Annotated in this window: 23 protein-coding genes, 1 pseudogene and 2 riboswitches; of the genes and pseudogenes, 14 read left to right on the top strand and 10 right to left on the bottom strand. The window is 34.5% G+C overall.

Going from position 1 to position 18982, the window contains the following annotated elements:
• Positions 1-90: 90 nt before the first annotated feature.
• Positions 91-309, bottom strand: a complete 219-nt coding sequence (locus NSS74_RS04185; protein ID WP_002088422.1) for a hypothetical protein — start codon at positions 307-309, stop codon at positions 91-93.
• 234 nt (positions 310-543) lie between these two features.
• Positions 544-1161 carry a nitroreductase family protein gene (locus NSS74_RS04190; RefSeq protein ID WP_002033918.1) on the bottom strand — a complete coding sequence of 206 codons (618 nt, stop codon included), beginning with the start codon at positions 1159-1161 and terminating at the stop codon, positions 544-546.
• 310 nt (positions 1162-1471) lie between these two features.
• Between NSS74_RS04190 and NSS74_RS04195 the strand changes: the two genes are divergently transcribed.
• The 4 genes from NSS74_RS04195 (at position 1472) to NSS74_RS04210 (ending at position 5262) form a co-directional block, all read left to right on the top strand.
• Positions 1472-2764, top strand: a complete 1293-nt coding sequence (locus NSS74_RS04195) for a GGDEF domain-containing protein (protein WP_002033919.1) — start codon at positions 1472-1474, stop codon at positions 2762-2764.
• Positions 2765-2913: 149 nt separating this feature from the next.
• The gene (locus tag NSS74_RS04200; RefSeq protein WP_002143010.1) at positions 2914-4041 is read left to right on the top strand and encodes a serine hydrolase domain-containing protein; all 1128 of its coding nucleotides are present in this window, start codon (positions 2914-2916) and stop codon (positions 4039-4041) included.
• 4 nt (positions 4042-4045) lie between these two features.
• Positions 4046-4924 (top strand): NAD(P)-dependent oxidoreductase, encoded by an 879-nt coding sequence (locus NSS74_RS04205; protein WP_002033921.1) that lies wholly within the window; start codon positions 4046-4048, stop codon positions 4922-4924.
• A gap of 5 nt (positions 4925-4929) precedes the next feature.
• Complete coding sequence (locus NSS74_RS04210) at positions 4930-5262, top strand: DUF3909 family protein (RefSeq protein ID WP_002014892.1); 333 nt, start codon at positions 4930-4932, stop codon at positions 5260-5262.
• 111 nt (positions 5263-5373) lie between these two features.
• On the opposite strand, the gene NSS74_RS04215 is transcribed toward NSS74_RS04210, so the two are convergent.
• The 6 genes from NSS74_RS04215 to NSS74_RS04240 all read right to left on the bottom strand — a co-directional run bounded on the left by NSS74_RS04215 (position 5374) and on the right by NSS74_RS04240 (position 10407).
• Entirely contained in the window at positions 5374-5649 is a 276-nt protein-coding gene (locus tag NSS74_RS04215; RefSeq protein WP_002033923.1) for a hypothetical protein, read from the bottom strand.
• A gap of 319 nt (positions 5650-5968) precedes the next feature.
• A complete protein-coding gene (locus NSS74_RS04220; protein ID WP_002111583.1) occupies positions 5969-6481 on the bottom strand; it encodes a 1,2-dihydroxy-3-keto-5-methylthiopentene dioxygenase in 513 nt (170 codons plus the stop codon).
• Positions 6459-7097, bottom strand: a complete 639-nt coding sequence (locus NSS74_RS04225) for a methylthioribulose 1-phosphate dehydratase (protein ID WP_002128926.1) — start codon at positions 7095-7097, stop codon at positions 6459-6461. The genes NSS74_RS04220 and NSS74_RS04225 overlap by 23 nt, the downstream gene beginning before the upstream one ends.
• A complete protein-coding gene (locus NSS74_RS04230; protein WP_002128925.1) occupies positions 7094-7753 on the bottom strand; it encodes a 2-hydroxy-3-keto-5-methylthiopentenyl-1-phosphate phosphatase in 660 nt (219 codons plus the stop codon). Before NSS74_RS04230 ends, NSS74_RS04225 begins: the two co-directional genes overlap by 4 nt.
• Positions 7750-8994 carry a 2,3-diketo-5-methylthiopentyl-1-phosphate enolase gene (mtnW, locus tag NSS74_RS04235; RefSeq protein WP_002143008.1) on the bottom strand — a complete coding sequence of 415 codons (1245 nt, stop codon included), beginning with the start codon at positions 8992-8994 and terminating at the stop codon, positions 7750-7752. The genes NSS74_RS04230 and mtnW overlap by 4 nt, the downstream gene beginning before the upstream one ends.
• Before the next feature lie 64 nt (positions 8995-9058).
• A riboswitch (SAM riboswitch) is annotated at positions 9059-9164 on the bottom strand.
• Positions 9165-9216: 52 nt separating this feature from the next.
• Positions 9217-10407, bottom strand: a complete 1191-nt coding sequence (locus NSS74_RS04240; protein ID WP_002128923.1) for a pyridoxal phosphate-dependent aminotransferase — start codon at positions 10405-10407, stop codon at positions 9217-9219.
• Positions 10408-10421: 14 nt separating this feature from the next.
• Between NSS74_RS04240 and NSS74_RS04245 the strand changes: the two genes are divergently transcribed.
• The 4 genes from NSS74_RS04245 (at position 10422) to NSS74_RS04260 (ending at position 14027) form a co-directional block, all read left to right on the top strand.
• A complete protein-coding gene (locus NSS74_RS04245; protein ID WP_002131202.1) occupies positions 10422-11285 on the top strand; it encodes a carbon-nitrogen family hydrolase in 864 nt (287 codons plus the stop codon).
• 71 nt (positions 11286-11356) lie between these two features.
• Positions 11357-11497: riboswitch (SAM riboswitch) on the top strand.
• Positions 11498-11585: 88 nt separating this feature from the next.
• Positions 11586-12764, top strand: coding sequence for an S-methyl-5-thioribose kinase (gene mtnK / locus NSS74_RS04250; protein WP_002143007.1), 1179 nt, complete (start codon positions 11586-11588; stop codon positions 12762-12764).
• On the top strand, positions 12761-13822 hold the full coding sequence (gene mtnA, locus NSS74_RS04255; protein ID WP_002143006.1) for an S-methyl-5-thioribose-1-phosphate isomerase: 1062 nt from the start codon (positions 12761-12763) through the stop codon (positions 13820-13822). The genes mtnK and mtnA overlap by 4 nt, the downstream gene beginning before the upstream one ends.
• 67 nt (positions 13823-13889) lie before the next feature.
• Positions 13890-14027, top strand: coding sequence for a YvrJ family protein (locus tag NSS74_RS04260; RefSeq protein ID WP_000393342.1), 138 nt, complete (start codon positions 13890-13892; stop codon positions 14025-14027).
• A 58-nt stretch (positions 14028-14085) separates the two neighbouring features.
• Here the strand turns inward: NSS74_RS04260 and NSS74_RS04265 are convergent, their stop codons facing one another.
• Positions 14086-14862: a 3-hydroxybutyrate dehydrogenase gene (locus tag NSS74_RS04265; protein ID WP_002143004.1), complete on the bottom strand. Its 777-nt coding sequence runs from the start codon at positions 14860-14862 to the stop codon at positions 14086-14088.
• A 195-nt stretch (positions 14863-15057) separates the two neighbouring features.
• On the opposite strand from NSS74_RS04265, the gene NSS74_RS04270 reads away from it, so the two are divergent.
• From NSS74_RS04270 to NSS74_RS04285, 4 genes and pseudogenes are all read left to right on the top strand, one after another.
• Positions 15058-15390, top strand: coding sequence for a PadR family transcriptional regulator (locus NSS74_RS04270; protein WP_002033935.1), 333 nt, complete (start codon positions 15058-15060; stop codon positions 15388-15390).
• Complete coding sequence (locus tag NSS74_RS04275) at positions 15390-16157, top strand: DUF1129 domain-containing protein (protein WP_002143002.1); 768 nt, start codon at positions 15390-15392, stop codon at positions 16155-16157. Before NSS74_RS04270 ends, NSS74_RS04275 begins: the two co-directional genes overlap by 1 nt.
• Positions 16158-16170: 13 nt before the next feature.
• The gene (locus tag NSS74_RS04280) at positions 16171-16935 is read left to right on the top strand and encodes a DUF1129 domain-containing protein (protein WP_002143001.1); all 765 of its coding nucleotides are present in this window, start codon (positions 16171-16173) and stop codon (positions 16933-16935) included.
• An 8-nt stretch (positions 16936-16943) separates the two neighbouring features.
• Positions 16944-17080, top strand: a pseudogene (locus NSS74_RS04285) (DNA-binding protein); the annotation flags it as partial.
• Between the two features lie 15 nt (positions 17081-17095).
• Here NSS74_RS04285 and NSS74_RS04290 read toward each other — a convergent pair.
• Positions 17096-17713 carry an ImmA/IrrE family metallo-endopeptidase gene (locus NSS74_RS04290; RefSeq protein WP_002033939.1) on the bottom strand — a complete coding sequence of 206 codons (618 nt, stop codon included), beginning with the start codon at positions 17711-17713 and terminating at the stop codon, positions 17096-17098.
• 177 nt (positions 17714-17890) lie between these two features.
• Here NSS74_RS04290 and NSS74_RS04295 point away from each other — a divergent pair, with 177 nt between their 5' ends.
• The gene (locus NSS74_RS04295; protein WP_002143000.1) at positions 17891-18184 is read left to right on the top strand and encodes a DUF3928 family protein; all 294 of its coding nucleotides are present in this window, start codon (positions 17891-17893) and stop codon (positions 18182-18184) included.
• Between the two features lie 261 nt (positions 18185-18445).
• Complete coding sequence (locus NSS74_RS04300; protein WP_033716397.1) at positions 18446-18895, top strand: NUDIX hydrolase; 450 nt, start codon at positions 18446-18448, stop codon at positions 18893-18895.
• The last annotated feature ends 87 nt before the right edge of the window (positions 18896-18982 follow it).

Genomic DNA, 18982 nt, shown 5'->3' on the forward strand with positions numbered 1-18982 from the left:
GATGGGTATTTAGTATGGAATGATGTTTAAAATAGGGGAAATGTCACAAAAAAATGTAAAGACCACCGAAATGAATGAATTAGGTAGCCTTTACACTTTTTTACTTTTATATAAAACGATGATATATACAGGAAGAGCTAAGAGTAGTGGTGCAATGGATCGTGCAGTATGTTTTTCTGCTTCTAATTGTAACGCTTCTTCTTTAGGGAATTGTAACACTGATATGTTTGCAGCATCGCCAATAAAATATAGCAGTAGTACAGTTACTATGTAACTCAAAAGTGCGATAAAGCTTCCGTATGAACTCAATGAAAATCCCTCTCTTGTTATCTATTTGTTATCATTGTATCACAATTGTAACAAAAATACACGGTTATATTTCAATGCTTTAACAAATTTCGACACAAAACGCCATATTTGTTTATGGTGATAGCGTAAAAATTACAATTTCTCTATGTATAGATGTCGAATAATACATTGTAATATTACGGATGTGTGACAGAATATAAAAAAGCGAAGGTAATGAAATTACCTTCGTTTTTATTATTTCGCCCATTCACTTACTTGTTCTACGCTCATGCGCGGTGCAGGGTGACCTTTTAAAGTTGATTCACCAATTGTAATAAGCATAATTGGTACGTAACGAGATGAAACATTGAATTCTTCCATTAATGCCTGTGGATTGAAGCCACCAATAGCGCAAGTATCCCAGCCAGTTGCTTTAGCAGCAAGCATAAGTTGCATTGCTGCTAAAGCAGCATTTGAAAAGGCAGCATCTCGTGGGTATTGCTCACGAGTATATGCAGATTCAATATTTTTAGCTAAGCGCTCTTTTGCGTCTGCTTTCATAAATCCTTGTTCTACAATTGGACCGTAAACAGGTTCAACATTTTTATATGCCTCTAAATCACCTAAAATAGCGACTACGGCAGAAGCATCAAGAATTTGTTGTTGGTTATAAGCAATTGGGTGTAATCGTTTTTGTACATCTTCGCCTTGGAAAACAAGGAATTTCCAGTGTTGCAAGTTCCAAGCAGAAGGTGCTTGCGCAGCTGCTTTTAAAATTTCATGTAACTCTGTAGATGAAATTTCTTTTTCAGGGTTGAATGCACGTGTAGATGTGCGTTCATATAAAACGTTAAAAAAGTCGTTGTTTGTCATTATATATCCTCCAAATTACATATCAACTTAATATAAAATAAATGTAATATACTCTACTTACATTTTGTAAGCTATTGAATTTAAGAATATAATACCTTTATTTTAATTGTCAAGTTTTAAATAGTAAGGCAGGGCATTCATACAAACGATACAATTCATATAATCATAAACTAAAAAAGGAATTTCCAGAGCAGATAAGCGAAGATAACATTCTCAATTAGCTTGTTAATATGAGTTCCTCACAATTCTTTATAAAATGATTGTGAGGAATTCAGTAAAACAAGATATATGAAGTGAGTGAAGACTAGTGATGAACATACTACATTTTTTATTAGAGAATACTGTTTTCCAAAATGTATTACAAGATCTTCAGTTGAATGTCCTTTATATAGAAGATGGATGTACACATCAACAAACGATAGAAAACGTCCATCCAAAATGTATGTTTATAGCAAATAGTTTTGAAGAAGGAGAAATATTGTTTCATAGAACTAGACCACATATTGTAATTATGTATGTAACAGATTTTGCTCAAATAAAATATATAAAGAATATATATAATTCACAGAGCACATTCATTATCATTTGGGATCAACAGATAGACAATCAGTTTGCAGATTTACTACTGTTAGGAATACGTAATATTGTTATAGCACCAGTAACCCCACAAGTAGTACTAGAGGAAGTGAATAAGAGTTTATATCAGCTTTCTTTAGTGCGACAAGTAAGTTTACAACAAGAATTGCTTCAAACGATGTTTGATTTTCAAAATGATTTATTATTTATAGTAGAAGATGATGAGATTGTTGATTGTAATACGAATTTTTTACAATTCTTCGGACATGATAATTTATTTACGTATCGTGAACAACATTTAGTGTTTGCAGAACATCTTATTAGAGAGAACGGATATTATTCGACGACTCACGATATAACATGGCTGGATGATACTTTATCAAATGGAAGAAGAATTAAAATGTACAATTATGAAGGAGAAGCATTTACTTTTCTATTACGTGCGACACCATTACCAGAAGACTTATCGCGATTTATAGTAAAATGCACAGAGATTACAGAATTAGATGAAATCTATCAAGAGCAAGAAAGATTGGCTATGATAGATTCATTGACAGAAATATATAATCGCTTGAAATTCCAACAAATATTGGAGACAGAGTGGGAGAATGTATTACGTAATGATGAAAAAGTTGCACTTATTTTGTTTGATATAGATAATTTTAAATCAGTAAATGACACATATGGTCATGATTTTGGCGATTTAGCATTAGTACAACTTGCAGATCTTATGAAATCTAAAGTTGAAGATCAACATGTATTTGCAAGATGGGGAGGAGAGGAATTTATAATATTAGTGACAAATACGGTAGAAAAAGAAGCGTTTCAAGTTGCGGAATCATTGCGATTTTTCATTGAAACAAAGCATTTCTCTGGAATTTCGAAATTAACAGCGAGTTTTGGAGTTGCGTTATATGAGCAAGGGATTACAAGAGAAGAGTTAATGCAAAGAGCGGATATTGCGTTATATGAAGCGAAAAAAAATGGGAAAAATCAAGTATGTATATATAGAAAAGAAAAAATGTGATTTTTCGCAACAAATTGTTGCGATTTTTTTTTATTACTTGATAATAGAATATGGGGGACCATTTTAACCGAGAAGCTCCCACTTCAAGTAAGCTCGCAAGAGAGACTAAGTGGTGGGTAGTTCACATGAAGTAATTACGGAGGAACAATATGATAAAAAAAATAATGGTTATGGCTTCACTGTCTGCTGTAGTTTGCGGCGGAGTATACTATTTTCTCTATCCCGATCCAAAGGAACAAGCAGTATTAACAACAAAGGTAACTCCTGCTATTGAGTCAGATGTACAGGATAATATAGAAGAAGTACAAAAAATTGATTATGCTAGTATATCTCAAAAGTTAGATCAGTATTTAGTAGGAAAGCAATTTAATGGGACAGTTTTGGTGACAGATAAAGAGCATGTTATATTGAATAAAGGATATGGATATGCTGATGTTCAAAATAAAATAGAAAATACGCCTCAAACAAAATATCGTATCGGTTCTATTACGAAAACAGTTGTTGCTACATCCATTCTACAGTTACAAGAACAAGGGAAGTTAAATATCCAAGATAATGTAAATAAATACATTCCTTCATTTCCAGCAGATAAACACATCACGTTATATCACTTATTAACGCATACATCTGGTTTACCGGAAAGTGGGAAAGGGAAGGTTAATGTAGCTTCACGTATAAATTTAGTAACTTGGATTGGAAGTCAAAAATTAGAGTTTCCACCAGGAACAGGTTGGAAGTATACGGATTATAATTATATGGTGCTCGCTTATATTATAGAAAATATAACGAAAAAGCCTTTAGGAGACTATGTAAAAGAAAATATATTTACAAAGGCCGAGATGCATGAATCAGGTATGGGAAATATGGTGCCTGGAGATAAAAACTTCACGAAGGGGTATGTGAAGAAAGATCAAGAGCTTGTACTAGCACAAAAATTAGGGGTGGACTGGTTATATGGATCGGGTGAGATGTATACGACAGTAGGGGATATGAAAAAATTAGATGAAGCGATTATAAATGGAAAGCTTCTTTCTGAACAAAGTATACAAGCGATGTTTACACCTTCACAAGAAAGAAAATATGCATTTAGCTTTTACATATATCCAGATTATTTCCATAACCATGGTGTACTATCTGGTTGGAACACTTTCAATAATTTTAATAAAGAAAAAGGAACTTTTGTTATTTTATTTTCAAATGTGAAAAATAGTATGGATGATGATTTTAATAAAGAGTTCCGAAAGATGGTAAATGATTTATTAGAACAAAGGGGATGAGAAGATGGAAAATAAAAATTTATCAATAGGTTTCATTGGTATTGGTGTAATGGGAAAAAGTATGGTCAACCATTTAATGCAAAGTGGTTATAAAGTATATGTATATAATAGAACGAAGGAAAAAGCGGATTCTTTAGTGCAAGAGGGTGCGACTTGGTGTGATACACCGAAAGCGTTAGTAAAGCAAGTTGATGTTGTTATGACGATGGTTGGTTATCCTCATGATGTAGAAGAAGTGTACTTTGGGATTGATGGAATTTTAGAACATGCAAATGAAGGTACGATAGCAATTGACTTTACAACATCTACACCAACATTGGCAAAACGTATTAATGAAGTTGCGAAAAGCAAGAATATATATACATTAGATGCACCAGTATCTGGCGGGGACATTGGGGCTAAAGAAGCAAGACTAGCAATTATGGTCGGTGGAGAGAACAGAATATATGATATTTGCTTACCTCTATTTGAAAAATTAGGAACAAATATTCAGTTGCAAGGCCCTGCTGGGAGTGGACAACATACAAAAATGTGCAATCAAATAGCAATTGCTTCTAACATGATAGGAGTATGTGAAGCGGTAGCATATGCGAAAAAGGCTGGACTTAATGCAGATAAAGTATTAGAGAGTATTTCGACAGGAGCAGCAGGTAGCTGGTCATTAAGTAATTTAGCTCCTCGAATGTTAAAAGGAGATTTTGAACCTGGCTTTTATGTAAAGCATTTTATGAAAGATATGAAGATTGCTTTAGATGAAGCTGAAAAATTACAATTACCAGTACCGGGTTTAACCCTAGCGAAGGAATTGTATGAAGAGCTAATCGCAGATGGAAAAGAGAATAGCGGAACACAAGTATTATACAAAAAGTATATAAGGGGGTAAATGGAATGGATCTCCAAAAGTTTGACGAGATGATTGATGCTGTGCAGCGAGCAACTTGTGTACAGATTAATGATAAGCAAAAAGAAGCTTTTAAACAAAAATACGATTTTGGACCAGATTTTGAATATGGAAGAGATGAGAAAGGACATTATGTTATCCGAAGCTCGAAAAAGATGTTAGAGGAAATGGAGTTTTATTTGGCATTGAAATATGATCGGGATGGAATTGTCCTTTATATGCATGCTGAGATTGAAGGGACATGTCATGTATCCGTTAGCTACAGTGAAGATGCACTTCATTTGCAAGAATTGTTTCAATTTCTAGAAGAAAATAAATAAAAAGTCCTCATTTGAGGACTTTTTATTTATTTAGGCAGGCATAATATTTAAGTTGGATAATTTATCCGGCTATTTGTGTGCAGTAAAACTCCCACTGATTAAAGTTTCACTTTATAGGCTGGAAGCGCGGCGGCATCGTTCAATTGGGAATGGAATAACTTGGGCAATGTGATTAGGGCCGAGCTGTTTTGCGCGAGCATGGCGTAGTATATAAAATGCGCACAGAATAGAAACAGGAATAGCACCATATAAACCAAAAAATAAAGCGCTTACACATGATGCAGCAAAACCTAAAACACCAACTTCTAATTCTTCCATAATAGCTCCTAAAATGACAGGAATAGCTCCGCATGTAACTCCTAGTATAAGTGCGATAAGTAAACTCATGATTATCCCCCTCTGTTTGCAATATTCATTTCCTTCTTATTAGTTGTAGTATATCATACATAAAACAGAATTTTCAGAAAAAATTCAAAAAAAGTTCAATAAATGTTCAAAGAATATTCCGGAATGTACTTGATAAAGTGGAATTATGATTCGAGATATTTGATTTGAACAAGCGAAAGGGACAAATCATTTTAGTAAATAAAAAATCAGGCTTACTTCAATGTTATGAAATAAGCCTGGTCCATAGGAGGATGTATATATGTAGAGTGAATAAAAGGTTGGAAAAGGGGTTCCAAGTTCTTTTATTCAACTAGCTACCTTAATAAATTGGAACCCAACCTTCTGTTGTAACAAAAATACGAATAGCTACAACTTGGCGATCATCTTGTAAGGTGAAATAGTGTCTTGCATTTTCAGGCACAGATATAAGATCACCAGGCTCGAGTTCAACGTCAAAGAATCGACCATCTTTTCCTTCAATAGCGAAGATGCCATGACCGCTGACAATAAAGCGAACTTCATCGTCAGTATGATGGTGTTCTTTTTGGAAATTAATTAATAACTCGTCAAGGTTAGGTGTGCTATTTGAAAGTGAAATCACATCATATGCTTTATAACCCCTGCGCTCTGAAACATCAGCAATTTCTTTTGAAAACAACGTTAATATTTCAGCTTTGTTTTCATCTGTTAAGGAGTAATTTTCTTTTAAATGAGTAGGAAGTTTAGAAATATTCCATTTCTCATATAAAACATCTTCTCCTTGTAGAAAGTTTGATACTTCTACTTCATTTTCAATACGAGTATTTTCCTCATGAATACGAATTTGCGCCATTAGAAACGCCTCCTTGAATTGATAATAATTTTATATGAAATTGGAATAAAAACTCATAAGCTTCTAATCTTTTTTTTGCATCAAAGCTATCACGGCCCCATACGGTAATGCCATGGTTTCGAATTAATACTGCTCCTGAATCTCCTTGTATATGCTTTCGGAATTTCTCTCCAAGCGTCGGGATATGAGCATCATTTTCGATAATAGGAATGTTAATCGTTGCACCTTCTTCCCAAATATCAAGAGCTTTAATAATCTCTTGATTTTGAAGGGTGACTGCATCACTATACAAATTTGTGATGACATTGTTATCAGTTGTATGAACATGAAGTACGCACCCGGCGTTCGTATTGTTATAAATATGTGTATGCAATATTGTTTCTGCCGAAGGGCGTAACTCAGTTTCTAAAACGGGAACTCCTTGATGATTTACTAATAAAAAATCATCTGGAGTGGTTTTTGTTTTATCTTTGCCACTTGCTGTAATAAGAAAAGTAAGGGGATCATGACTGACTTTTATAGAAATATTTCCACTCGTTGCTGGAAACCAATTCCGAGTTGTTAATTCTTTTTTAATTTCACTTAAGTCATACCATTGACGAAAAAGTTGTTTCATAATTTCACCTCCAACAAATGTTTTAGTTCAGCTAGAACATCGTGAAATGTTTCAAACGGTGTATAAGCAATACGATTTTCTTCACACTTTGTAATAAGGAAGTCACGTGCGAATACTTTATCTGCTTGTTTTGTTGCTTGTAAATCAGTAATAGAATCTCCAATCACAATATGAAAATCATCTTTAGAGCTTAGTTTACGAATTAATGATGATTTACAGAGACCACAACTATGCTGACATTGTTCGTCACAAGGGTGCGGCCATTTCACTTCAACAAATTCTCCTGAAAAGTCAGTTGCATTACAATAAATTTGTTCTTTAGGGATTATTTCTTGTAAGAGTGGATAGACGAAGAAATCCATTCCACCTGATATAACGTAAAAGGAAATGTTATTTTCATTAATGAATTGTATGAATTCATGAAAACCTGTACGGATTTCAGCAGTTTCTTGTAAAAACTGAATAATATCATCGTGTAGATTAATAGGTATTAATCGAAATAATTGAGAAACACCTTCTTGAATAGAAAGTTCTTGCGATAAAATTTTTTGCTTTATTTCCTCTGCTTCTGGTGGTGCGAATTTTTCCATAATGGACATGATATTATCGTTATTTGTAATCGTACCATCGAAATCACAAAATACTTGAATACTCATAATTTCACCTCATGAGAAGGATTTCCCCATATTTGTAGTGCGCTATGCAAATTTATTTCATCCACTTCATGGAGTGGTTTACCTTGTAAAGTAGCTTCAATTGCAGCACGGAAAGCTTTGCCACCACCTTGAGCTCCATTTGGATGCCCATGAATCCCACCGCCGGCATTAATAACAACATCCTTACCAAAATCTCGTAAAATAAAGGGAACGAAACCAGGATGAATTCCAGCAGATGGAACAGAAAAACTTTTCTTGAAATAGTGGTCTTCCTCAGTTAATGCTGCTGTAATGAGAAGAGCTTCCTCTTTTTCTAATGCAACGTTGCCGTATGGTGATGGGAATAAAGAGAAATCAGCACCAGCGTAACGTAGTAATTTTCCAAGTAGTAATGGAGAAGAGAAACCGTATAGTTTCGATGATGAATATGCGCCACTTACAGCAGGGTGTGCCATAATAGGAATTGGAATTTCATCGTCTTCTACAAGTGCTTGCAGTACATCTAATCCATAAGAAAATACATTAAATAAAAGAATGTCTGCTCCAGCTACCACCGCACGTTTCGCGTTTTCTTTTAAATCATAAGTTCGACCTGTTAAATTTACTGCGTATAAAGTTTTATGCCCGTAAGTTTCGTATACAGATTGTAAAACTTCTTTACCAGATTCAATTCTTTTTATAAGTGGTGTTAATGAGTTTTCGAATAAAATTTCATCATCTTTTACAATATCTACGCCTCCAATTGCCTGATCGCGTAGTTGAGTTTTTAAATATCCAATATTCCGTCCTATCATCCCTTTGAAAATACTCATTAGAAGAGGTCGATCTTGAACTTGTAAAAGGTTTCGGATGCCTTCAATTCCAAATTTTGGTCCAGGGAACTGTTTCTTTAATTCGTCTGAGAATGTTAAATCAATTAGTTTAATTTCCCCATCTAACGAAAGTTTTCCAAATGTTGTTGTCAAAATGGCTGGTAAGTCAGGGCTAAAGTTCAGCGATGGATAATGAATTTTAATGAGTCCACGTGATACTTTTTTGCCAAGGTAAGAGTTAATATGTTCTTGTTCGTCTAACGCTTCAATATGAATAACATTGCCTTTATGTTGTTTTAATTGTTCTTGTAATAAGTGTGGTAAATGAGTCCATGAACCAATTGTTAAACCGATTGCAATTTGTTCTGCTTTCTTTTCTAAGTTGTGAGAATCATCGTGGATTAAATATGTCGCTATAATTCCGCTCATTGTTATAACCTCCTAGTTAAATAAAAAAACCTCTCAGCTAAGGAGAGGTTTTTTTACAACCAGCTCCTTATCTGTCAGCGTAACGCTGCGAGAATTAGCACCGTGTCTACAATTGTAGATCGGTTGCCGGGTTTCGTCGGGCTCGTCCCTCCACCTGCTCTTGATAAGAAGTATTTAGAAATGTTTAAATTTTTAAGATAACTGAATTTTGTCAGATATTTTTTATGTTGTCAATGACTTTTTGAAAAAATTTAATTTATCAATTCGATTAATTGCTTCTCGTAATCTATCTTCTGTATGCAAGAGACCAACACGGACATACCCTTCGCCGTGCTCACCAAATCCAACACCAGGAGCAACTGCAACGTGTGCTTTTTCTAGTAAAATGTCAGAAAATTGCTCAGATGTATATCCTTTTGGAACAGGAAGCCATGCAAAGAATGATCCTGTTGGAATGTTTACTTTCCAACCAATTGAGTGACAAGCTGAAATAAGAGCATTTCTCCGAGATTCATAACTATTAACAAGATCTACCACACAAGACTGCGAGCCTAATAGTGCTTCGCGGGCAGCATCTTGAACTGCACCAAAAATACTAACATACATATGATCTTGCAATAGGTTAATAGTTTCGATGACACTTTCATTTCCTACTGCAAAAGCAATACGCCATCCAGCCATATTGAAAGTTTTCGATAAAGTGTAAATCTCAATACCTGTATCTTTAGCGCCGTCTGCTTGCAAGAAACTAACAGGCTTTTGACCATCGAATCCGATAGCACCGTAAGCAAAATCGTGAACAACTAATATATTATGTTTATTAGCAAAATGAATGGTTGCATCAAAAAAATCTTTTGATGCAGTAGCACCGGTAGGGTTATTTGGATAGTTTAAAAACATTAACTTTGCTCGCTCCGCAACAGAGTCATCAATTTTTGTATAATCCGGTAAAAAATTATTTTCTGCAATAAGCGGCATTGTTTCAAATTGTGCTTTTGCTAAAGCAACTCCTGATAAATAATCTGGATAGCCTGGATCTGGAACGAGAATAGTATCACCAGGGTTTGTAAAACAAACTGGTAATTCTACTAATCCAGCCTTTCCGCCAAACAAAATAGCAACTTCAGTTTTTGGATTTACTACTACATCATATTCACGTTGATAGAATGTTGCCACGGCTTCTTTTAAGCTTTCGTGTCCGCGAAATGGCGGATATTTATGATGAATGGTCTTTTCAGCAGCATCTTGTAAAGCTTTAACGATATGCTGCGGTGTTGGTTGATCTGGATTACCTTGACCTAGATTAATAACATCGTGACCAGCTGCAACGACTTTGTTAACTTTTGCAACAAGTGAAGCGAAAAATTGTGTTGGCAATGATGTTACTATCTCAGAAGGTTGAAATAATTTCATACTTTCCACCTCTTTTGAAAGTTGTTACAATTCTAGTGACAAATGATATAATCTTTCCAGTATTTTGTAAAGAAAAAAATGAGAATGGGGCTGAAAAAATGAAAGTCGCATGTATTCAAATGGATATTGTCTTTGGAGATGTAGAAAAAAATATTGAGAACGCTAAAAAAAAAATAAGTGAAGCGATGAAAGAAAGACCAGATGTTATCGTCTTACCAGAACTATGGACAACAGGATATGATTTAACGAGACTTTCTGAAATTGCAGATACGGATGGATTAGAAACGAAAGAAAAGTTGAAAGAATGGTCGAAGCAATATGGTGTACATATTGTTGGTGGTTCCATAGCAAAGCAAACAGAGCAAGGGGTTACAAATACAATGTATGTTGTAAACAATGAAGGGAATCTAGTCAATGAATATAGTAAAGTACATTTATTTCAGCTGATGGATGAACATAAATATTTAGTTGCTGGTAATGAGACAGGTGAATTTAAGTTAGATGATGTAGAGTGTGCTGGTACAATTTGTTATGATATTCGTTTTCCAGAGTGGATGCGCGTTCATACTGCTAAAGGTGCAAAAGTTTTATTTGTTGTAGCAGAATGGCCATTAGTACGTTTAGCACATTGGCGTTTGCTTTTACAGGCGAGAGCAGTTGAAAATCAGTGTTATGTTGTTGCGTGCAATAGAGCAGGAAAGGATCCGAATAATGAGTTTGCAGGTCATTCTCTAATTGTGGATCCTTGGGGTGAAGTTGTGGTAGAGGCAAATGAAGAGGAATCAATTTTATTTGGAGAACTTAAATTCGAGAAAATTAAAGAGGTACGTAAAGGAATTCCAGTTTTTGCAGATCGTCGTCCAGAATTATACAAATAAAATGTTGACAAGTGATTTTTATTCTTGGTATAGTCTTCATCATAAAGTTAAAAATTCTAAAAATTATAAAACTCTTATCAAGAGCAGGTGGAGGGATTTGGCCCGATGAAGCCCAGCAACCGACCGTAATACCATTGTGAAATGGGGCGTTTATGACGCCAAAAGGCACGGTGCTAATTCCAGCAGAAAGTAAACTTTCTGGCAGATAAGAGGGGAGAAGATAAACTTCAAACCTCTTTCTTTGTGGAAAGGGGTTTTTCTATTTTAGAAAAACCTCTGAATGAAAAGGAGGAGAAGACGATGGGATATTATTCATTAACTGAAACAACAGCTATACAATATGCGAAAGAACACGGTTATTTTGAAAAGAAAGCAAATGTAGTTTGTCATGAAATTGGAGATGGAAATTTAAATTACGTGTTCAAATTAGATGATGGAGAGAAGTCTATTATAATAAAACAAGCACTGCCATATGCGAAAGTAGTTGGTGAGAGCTGGCCACTGTCTATAAAAAGAGCGACGATTGAAAGTAAAGCATTACAAATTTTTGCGAAGTATGTACCAGATTATGTTCCGGTAGTGTACAGTCATGATGAAGAGTTAGCAGTTACAGTAATAGAAGACTTATCAAGACTAACAATTACAAGAAAAGGATTAATAGATGGAGAAGGATATCCACTTTTATCCCAGCATATGGGTCGTTTTCTAGCACATGTTTTGTTTTATACTTCAGATTTCGGTTTACAGTCAGAAGAGAAAAGGGTACTAGAAGGTACATTTGTAAATCCAGACCTTAGTAAAATTACAGAAGATTTAGTTTTTACAGATCCATTTGGACATTATGATACGAATGATTATGAGTCAGATTTACAGTCAGTGATTGATGAACTTTGGAGTGACAAAACTTTAAAGCTAAAAGTAGCACAATATAAATATAAGTTTTTAACGAGAAAAGAAGCGCTTATTCATGGTGATTTACATACTGGTAGTATTTTTTCATCACCTTCTGAAACGAAAGTGATCGATCCAGAATTTGCAACGTACGGTCCATTTGGATTTGATATCGGTCAATTTATTGCAAATCTATTATTAAATGCTTTATCTAGAGAAGAAGAAAAGAGAAGTGTACTATTTTTCCATATAGAAAAGACATGGAGTTATTTTGTAGAAAACTTTACGAAGTTATGGATTGGTGAAGGTGTAGAAGCATATACGAAAGAAAAACAATGGTTACCAATTATTTTGCAAAATATCTTTACTGATGCCGTCGGATTTGCCGGATGTGAACTGATTCGTAGAACAATTGGCTTAGCTCATGTAGCGGATTTAGATGGGATAGCAAATAAAGAAAATAGAATTCAAGCTAAAAAACAAGCGTTATCCTTAGGTAGAGAACTAATAAAATATGAAGCCAAGTGTGCTGATATTCAACTGTTTCGAACATTATTTCAACAGACAGTTGGAGGCGTAAAAGCATGAGTACAATTATTACTATTCCGAGATCTGTAAGTTGGAAAGGCGATGCAATTGCAGTATTAAATCAAACAAAGTTGCCGCATGTCACTGAATACAAAACATTAACGAATATTGAAGAGGTATGGAAAAGTATCATTATGTTAGAAGTACGAGGAGCGCCTGCAATTGGAATTGTAGCTGCGTTTGGTTTGGCGCTTGCGGCAAAGAAATACGATGCTATAAATATCTATGAGTTTCAGAAGAAGTTTAATAGAGATTGTAACTATTTAGGAACATCACGCCCGACAGCAGTCAATTTATTTTGGGCAATCGATCGTATGAGAGCATCTATTCGAGAGATTACTACAATAAAAGAAGCTCAAAAAATATTAGAAGAAGAAGCGCTTCATATTCAGCAAGAGGATGAAATGGTGTGCCGAAGTATTGGAGAACATGCTTTAACATGTTTTAAAGACGGTGATAAAATTTTAACAATTTGTAACGCTGGAAGTATTGCAACTGCTAGATATGGAACAGCATTAGCCCCATTTTATATTGGGAAAGAGAAGGGTGTGCGTTTACATGCGTATGCGTGTGAAACGAGGCCGGTTTTACAAGGTGGTCGTTTAACGACATGGGAATTGAAACAAGCAGACATTGATGTAACGCTTATTACGGATAATACTGCAGCACATGCAATTCGAACGAAAGAAATTAATGCGATTATCGTAGGGGCAGATCGAATCGTTGAAAACGGTGATACTGCTAATAAAATAGGAACATTAAATTTAGCTATATTAGCAAAGTATTTCGGTATCCCATTTTACGTTGCAGCACCGTTATCTACATTTGATACTACGAAACAAACAGGTGCTGAAATTGTCATTGAAGAAAGAGATGAAACAGAAGTTACGAAAATTTTTGGGAAACAAGTGGCGCCACTTGGAACGCCTGTATTTAACCCTGCATTTGATGTAACACCGCATGAATTAATTACGGGGATTATTACTGAGAAAGGTATTTTACGTGGAGATTATAAACGGGAAATTGCATCATTATTTGAAAGACAAGCTAATACATAATAGCTTGTTTTTTTATGCCTAAATGTATTTCTCACTCTTATTTATATAATGAAAGGGGGAGAGAAAGATGGAAGAGTGGATCAGGATGATAGGTAATGTAGGGTTTCCGATTGTTGTAACATTATATTTACTCCATCGTATTGAAAGTAAATTAGATGGGGTAATTGTTGCAATCGAGAAACTTCCTAAACAATTACTAAAGTAGGAAGGTCCTCGCGATAGAAAGTAAAATAAAGTTTGCTCTTCGTGAGCAAACTTTATTTTTATTGAGCAGTATAGCCACCATCGATAACAACTGCTTGACCAGTGATACCTTTCGCTTTTTCGCTCGCTAAAAACATAGCATAATCAGAGATTTCTTGTACTTGTAATAGGCGCTTTTGTGGTACAAGTGGATAAATGACATCCTCTAAAACATTTTCAAGTGGTACATTTCGTGTAGTAGCTAAATCTTGTAGTTGATTACGTACAAGAGGGGTATCGACATAACCAGGACAAAGTGCATTAACGGTAATTCCGTGAGTAGCGCCTTCTAAAGCGGCAACTTTTGTTAATCCAATTACGCCATGTTTGGCGCTATTATAGGCAGATTTCCCAGCAAATCCAACGAGGCCATTAATGGAAGCGACATTAATAATTCGGCCATACTTTTGTTTTTTCATGATCGGGAAGGCATGCTTAATTGCGATAAAAGGAGCGATTTGCATAATTTTAATAAGTAGTTCGAACTTTTCAGTTGGAAAATCTTCAATTGGTGAAACGTGCTGCATTCCTGCGTTGTTAATTAATATATGTAATGAACCGAAATGCGTAACGGTTTGAGAAATTGCAGCCGTAATTTCTTCTTCAGATGTAACATCACATTTTAAACCGATAGCTTGATAGCCTTCTTTTTGTAATTGTTCAGCAGCTTCTTTTGCACGTTCTTCAAGACGATCGGTAATAACAACTTTTGCACCTTCTTTTGCAAAAGCGTTTCCCATTTCATAACCAATACCACTTGCAGCACCTGTTAAAAAGACAACTCGATTTGTAACCATGATAAAAAACACTCCTTCATAATAAAAGTTCTCTTATTTCTCTATTTAGAGAGGTGATAATAAAATCCCTGCAAACATTTGGAAAAAATCGTTAGCTATCTTGTTTTGCAAAATAGTCTCTGTTATACTATTTTGTAAAGCAAGATACTTACGCTTATCTATCTTGTAAAACAAGATAGTGGGAGGATTTGAAATATGTCGACAAGTCAAATGCTGAAAGGGATTTTAGAAGGATGCTTACTTGCTATTATTTCTGAAGGTGAAATATACGGTTATGAAATGAGTGAAAGATTAGCGAAGTATGGTTTCACAATGGCGAGTGAGGGAAGTATTTATCCGTTATTAATACGAATGCAAAAGGAAGGATTAATAACAAGTGTAATGAAGGAATCTCCATCTGGTCCAAAGCGAAAATATTATACATTAACAGAAAAAGGCGAGGAAGCACTTAATGAATTTATGGATCGCTGGGAAGCGATGCAAAGTAGTGTAGAGCGTCTACTTGAGGGGAAGGGGAGAAAAAAATAATGTTATCAAGTGAAGCACGAAATTTTTTATTAGAAATGAGATTATTTTTAGCGGCAAAGAGTGTGAAAGAAAGCGATATTGAAAATTTTATAGAAGATGCGGAACTCCATTTAATTGAGGGTGAGAGTGATGGGAAAAGTGTAGAAGATATTTTCGGAAGCTCACCGAAAGAGTATGCAAATGAACTTGTAAAAGTAATGGAAAGAGATAGACAGGAAACGTGGAAGCAAATTGGTTTTACAGTAATGAATATTGTATCGTTTTGGATTATTGCTTCTATCTTAATAATGAATAACGGAATGTTACAGATTTCACTTATTCAGTGCGTTGGGTATAGTTTTTCCTTGATTTTAGTTGTTATAGGTCCTAATTTTTTACTTCGCAAAATGACCTTCGTAACAAGTTTTACAAAAACGTGGTTTTCTATGTGGTTTTTAGTCATGATTGCGCCAATGTTTTTAATAGGAGTTGTTACGATATTAGATGTAATCTATCCTACCAAAATGTTTACATTCACCCAAACGCAAAGTTATATATTAGCTGGAGCTATTTTTATTATCACAGTAGCGATAAATATGTATTTTGAAGGATGGTTTAAAAACTTATATTTAATTATTCCACTTTCTATTATGTTAGTGTTTAAAACATTTACATCAGAAGATCTCGTGCCAATGTTATTTCAAATTATATGTTTATACGGAAGTTTGTTTATTTTAATCTTCCTTGAAATTATGATGAAGGCGAATAGAAGAGTAACGGTTAAATAAGGGAGGGGTTATCATGCAGATTTCTAAAGAAGGAGAAAAGTTTTTAATCGATACGAAAGTGTATTTAATAACAAAAGGAATTAAAGAAGAAGATGTGGACGCTTTTATAGAGGATGCAGAACTTCATTTAATAGAAGGTGAGAAAGAGGGAAAGACGGTAAGCGATATATTCGGTGATTCACCAAAAGAATATGCGGAAGAATTAGCGAAAGAAATGGAGAAGGATAAAGGCGGGAGTATAAAGAGTATTCTTGCCATGATAATTGGTATTGGCGGGTATTGGATATTAACTCATATTTTATTTAATAATCCGAATCAGCAATTTACACTAACGAATATACAGTTAATTGGCTATCCTATCGTTTTAATCATTACGATTATTGGAACCATTGTTGCGTTTAGAATGTCTTCTTTTAAAAATAAATTTGTAGAGTTCGGGATTATTTACATAATAGTAATGGTTCCCATTTTATTATTAGTATTATTGATGTTTGTTGATAAATGGTACGGTACACCTATTTTGCAATTGTCGACAATGCAAACATATATATTAGCAGCAAGTATCTTTTTATTACTTTTTGTTGGAGAAGTGTATGTCCTTGGTTGGATGGGTGTTTTGGTGCTAATTGTTCCTTTAGCGATTATGTTTATATTTAAAGAATTAGAAGAAAAAAATGTGTTTTGGGGAATTGCAAAGATATTACTTATGTATGGAAGTATATATGGATTAATGAGATGGTCTTTAAAAATTGAAGAGAGAAAAAGTGTAAACGAGTAGTTCAAAAAAAGTGGCTGCTCTGGATATACAAAAAATTATTTCCAAAGAAATACTATATTTTGATTTTTAGAGGGATTCGGTTTAGGTGTATAGTGTATCCTTTGCAGCCGGTATATCGTTTATTAATTGGAATAAATTGTTTTAAACAGTAACAAGATCGTTACTGTTTTTTTCTTTGTAATAAGAGACTTTGTAAAGAGAGCGCTTTTTGTTCATTTGTTAATAATGAATTGATGTGAACGTTATTAGGGCTAGGGACTATAGGGTACATAAGGTTCGATGGTGAATGGTGATGTTCAGAACCGGTTGGAGAGTGGGGATCTGCGTGCGTAAGTTTTCCATGAATTCGTCTTGTAAATAAAATATGACCAATTTCGTGAGCGAGGGTGTATATATTTTTCATTGGAGCAGCTGAGTTTGTTAAAACGATGTAACCAGTAAGTTGTTGTTGTTTCGCTAAAGAGTAAGCGCAAGCGATTACTGCGGTTTCTTTGAAATAATCACTACCAATATAACAAATATAAAGGTCGCATTCAGGAGCTTCGTTAACACAAGTTTGAAAAAAAGATGATAATTTTTCCTGACTTTGAATGGAGTTTTTATAACTAATTTCCCGATTAGAAAAACGGAAAAGCTCGTTTAGTACAATTACTTCTTTAATTTTAAATGTAATGGGATGCCAAATTGATTCTGCAACTGCTAAATCTTTTGCAATACGGTCGTCAGAAATATCGGCGCCTGGAGTAATGCAAACACATATATTAACGTATGAATTCATAAGGAACACCTCAAATGAAAAAATTCTTTCTATAATATATGTGGGGGAAAGGTCCTATGTATGGATAAACGCCTTGTTTATTACACGAATATATAGACTATAAGTCGAAAAAATTTCATAGTTCTATAACGTAGTATGGTCTGCTTTTTGATATAGTAAAGAAAAGGGGGAGAATATATGTATACATTAAAAATCGTTTCAGACAGAGAAGCTCTGTATCAATTTGCGAGCTATGTAAGAGTTGTGCAAGGGATTGAAGATGTATATGTAGAGGTGGGAGAACCTTTATATGAACATCCATTAATGAAGTTTTATGTACATATTACAATTGAAGAAACATATGATCAGCATAAAGCATTGCAAGAAATAGCTAGGTTAGTAGAATTAGGGCGTTTTACATATGTCCATTATCATAATGAGGAAATTGAAGAAGCTTTTGAAGTTGTAAAATACGAAAGCTTTAAGAAATAAAGTGAAACTTTAATCAGTGGGGGTTTTGTTCATCGCCCACTGATTATCAGCCCTCACCAATAGGGTTTTTATGGGCAGCCCAATCCCCACCTAACTTCTTTACTTTCGCTGAATTTTGAGGTAGGGGTCTTACCGCCCGCAAATAGCAGGATAACGGTAAAAAAAGGAAGTGGAATCTTCCTTTTTTATTGAAAATTACAGCAACAAAAGAAAGAGAATTTTGTTATGATAAGGAAGGGTGAGGAAAGGGGAGTTTACATATTGGGGTATATTGAAGAGTTACGCAAAGTAGTTGGTACGAGACCACTTATTTTAGTAGGATCAGCAACTATTATATTAAATGATAATCAAGAAGTATTGCTTCAATATCGTTCAGATACATATGATTGGGGCGTACCTGGTGGGGCAATGGAACTGGGAGAAACGACAGAAGAAACTGCTCGTAGAGAATTATTCGAGGAGACGGGACTAAACGCGAAAATTATGCAATTTCTTGGCGTTCTTTCAGGAAAGGAAGTTTATTTCCGTTATCCAAATGGAGATGAAATTTTTAATGTGATTCATCTGTATCAGGCACATCATGTAAGCGGAGAATTAAAGCTCGATCATGAAGGGTTAGAACTTCAATATTTTCCAGTAGATAAGTTACCAAAATTGAATGAAACGACAGAGAAGATATTACAAAAATTCTTATACGCATTGACAGAATAGAAGGTTAATTCCTTCTATTTTTATTATATTAAATATTTTGATTTTTTAGTATGTTTATAGTATGATAATTTTAGACATACAACTTAT

The sequence above is a fragment of the Bacillus sp. FSL E2-8868 genome (assembly GCF_038005505.1).
Taxonomy (GTDB): domain Bacteria; phylum Bacillota; class Bacilli; order Bacillales; family Bacillaceae_G; genus Bacillus_A; species Bacillus_A mycoides.

Bases quoted from the DNA above. Each gene is read 5' to 3' on its own strand.
- NSS74_RS04195 (WP_002033919.1), top strand. From the start codon at position 1,472: ATGAACATACTACATTTTTTATTAGAGAATACTGTTTTCCAAAATGTA.
- NSS74_RS04270 (WP_002033935.1), top strand. From the start codon at position 15,058: ATGTCGACAAGTCAAATGCTGAAAGGGATTTTAGAAGGATGCTTACTT.
- NSS74_RS04210 (WP_002014892.1), top strand. From the start codon at position 4,930: ATGGATCTCCAAAAGTTTGACGAGATGATTGATGCTGTGCAGCGAGCA.
- NSS74_RS04230 (WP_002128925.1), bottom strand. From the start codon at position 7,753: ATGAGTATTCAAGTATTTTGTGATTTCGATGGTACGATTACAAATAAC.
- NSS74_RS04190 (WP_002033918.1), bottom strand. From the start codon at position 1,161: ATGACAAACAACGACTTTTTTAACGTTTTATATGAACGCACATCTACA.
- NSS74_RS04295 (WP_002143000.1), top strand. From the start codon at position 17,891: ATGTATACATTAAAAATCGTTTCAGACAGAGAAGCTCTGTATCAATTT.
- NSS74_RS04205 (WP_002033921.1), top strand. From the start codon at position 4,046: ATGGAAAATAAAAATTTATCAATAGGTTTCATTGGTATTGGTGTAATG.
- mtnA (WP_002143006.1), top strand. From the start codon at position 12,761: ATGAGTACAATTATTACTATTCCGAGATCTGTAAGTTGGAAAGGCGAT.
- mtnK (WP_002143007.1), top strand. From the start codon at position 11,586: ATGGGATATTATTCATTAACTGAAACAACAGCTATACAATATGCGAAA.
- NSS74_RS04275 (WP_002143002.1), top strand. From the start codon at position 15,390: ATGTTATCAAGTGAAGCACGAAATTTTTTATTAGAAATGAGATTATTT.
- mtnW (WP_002143008.1), bottom strand. From the start codon at position 8,994: ATGAGCGGAATTATAGCGACATATTTAATCCACGATGATTCTCACAAC.
- NSS74_RS04215 (WP_002033923.1), bottom strand. From the start codon at position 5,649: ATGAGTTTACTTATCGCACTTATACTAGGAGTTACATGCGGAGCTATT.
- NSS74_RS04200 (WP_002143010.1), top strand. From the start codon at position 2,914: ATGATAAAAAAAATAATGGTTATGGCTTCACTGTCTGCTGTAGTTTGC.
- NSS74_RS04225 (WP_002128926.1), bottom strand. From the start codon at position 7,097: ATGAAACAACTTTTTCGTCAATGGTATGACTTAAGTGAAATTAAAAAA.
- NSS74_RS04240 (WP_002128923.1), bottom strand. From the start codon at position 10,407: ATGAAATTATTTCAACCTTCTGAGATAGTAACATCATTGCCAACACAA.
- NSS74_RS04220 (WP_002111583.1), bottom strand. From the start codon at position 6,481: ATGGCGCAAATTCGTATTCATGAGGAAAATACTCGTATTGAAAATGAA.
- NSS74_RS04280 (WP_002143001.1), top strand. From the start codon at position 16,171: ATGCAGATTTCTAAAGAAGGAGAAAAGTTTTTAATCGATACGAAAGTG.
- NSS74_RS04265 (WP_002143004.1), bottom strand. From the start codon at position 14,862: ATGGTTACAAATCGAGTTGTCTTTTTAACAGGTGCTGCAAGTGGTATT.
- NSS74_RS04260 (WP_000393342.1), top strand. From the start codon at position 13,890: ATGGAAGAGTGGATCAGGATGATAGGTAATGTAGGGTTTCCGATTGTT.
- NSS74_RS04290 (WP_002033939.1), bottom strand. From the start codon at position 17,713: ATGAATTCATACGTTAATATATGTGTTTGCATTACTCCAGGCGCCGAT.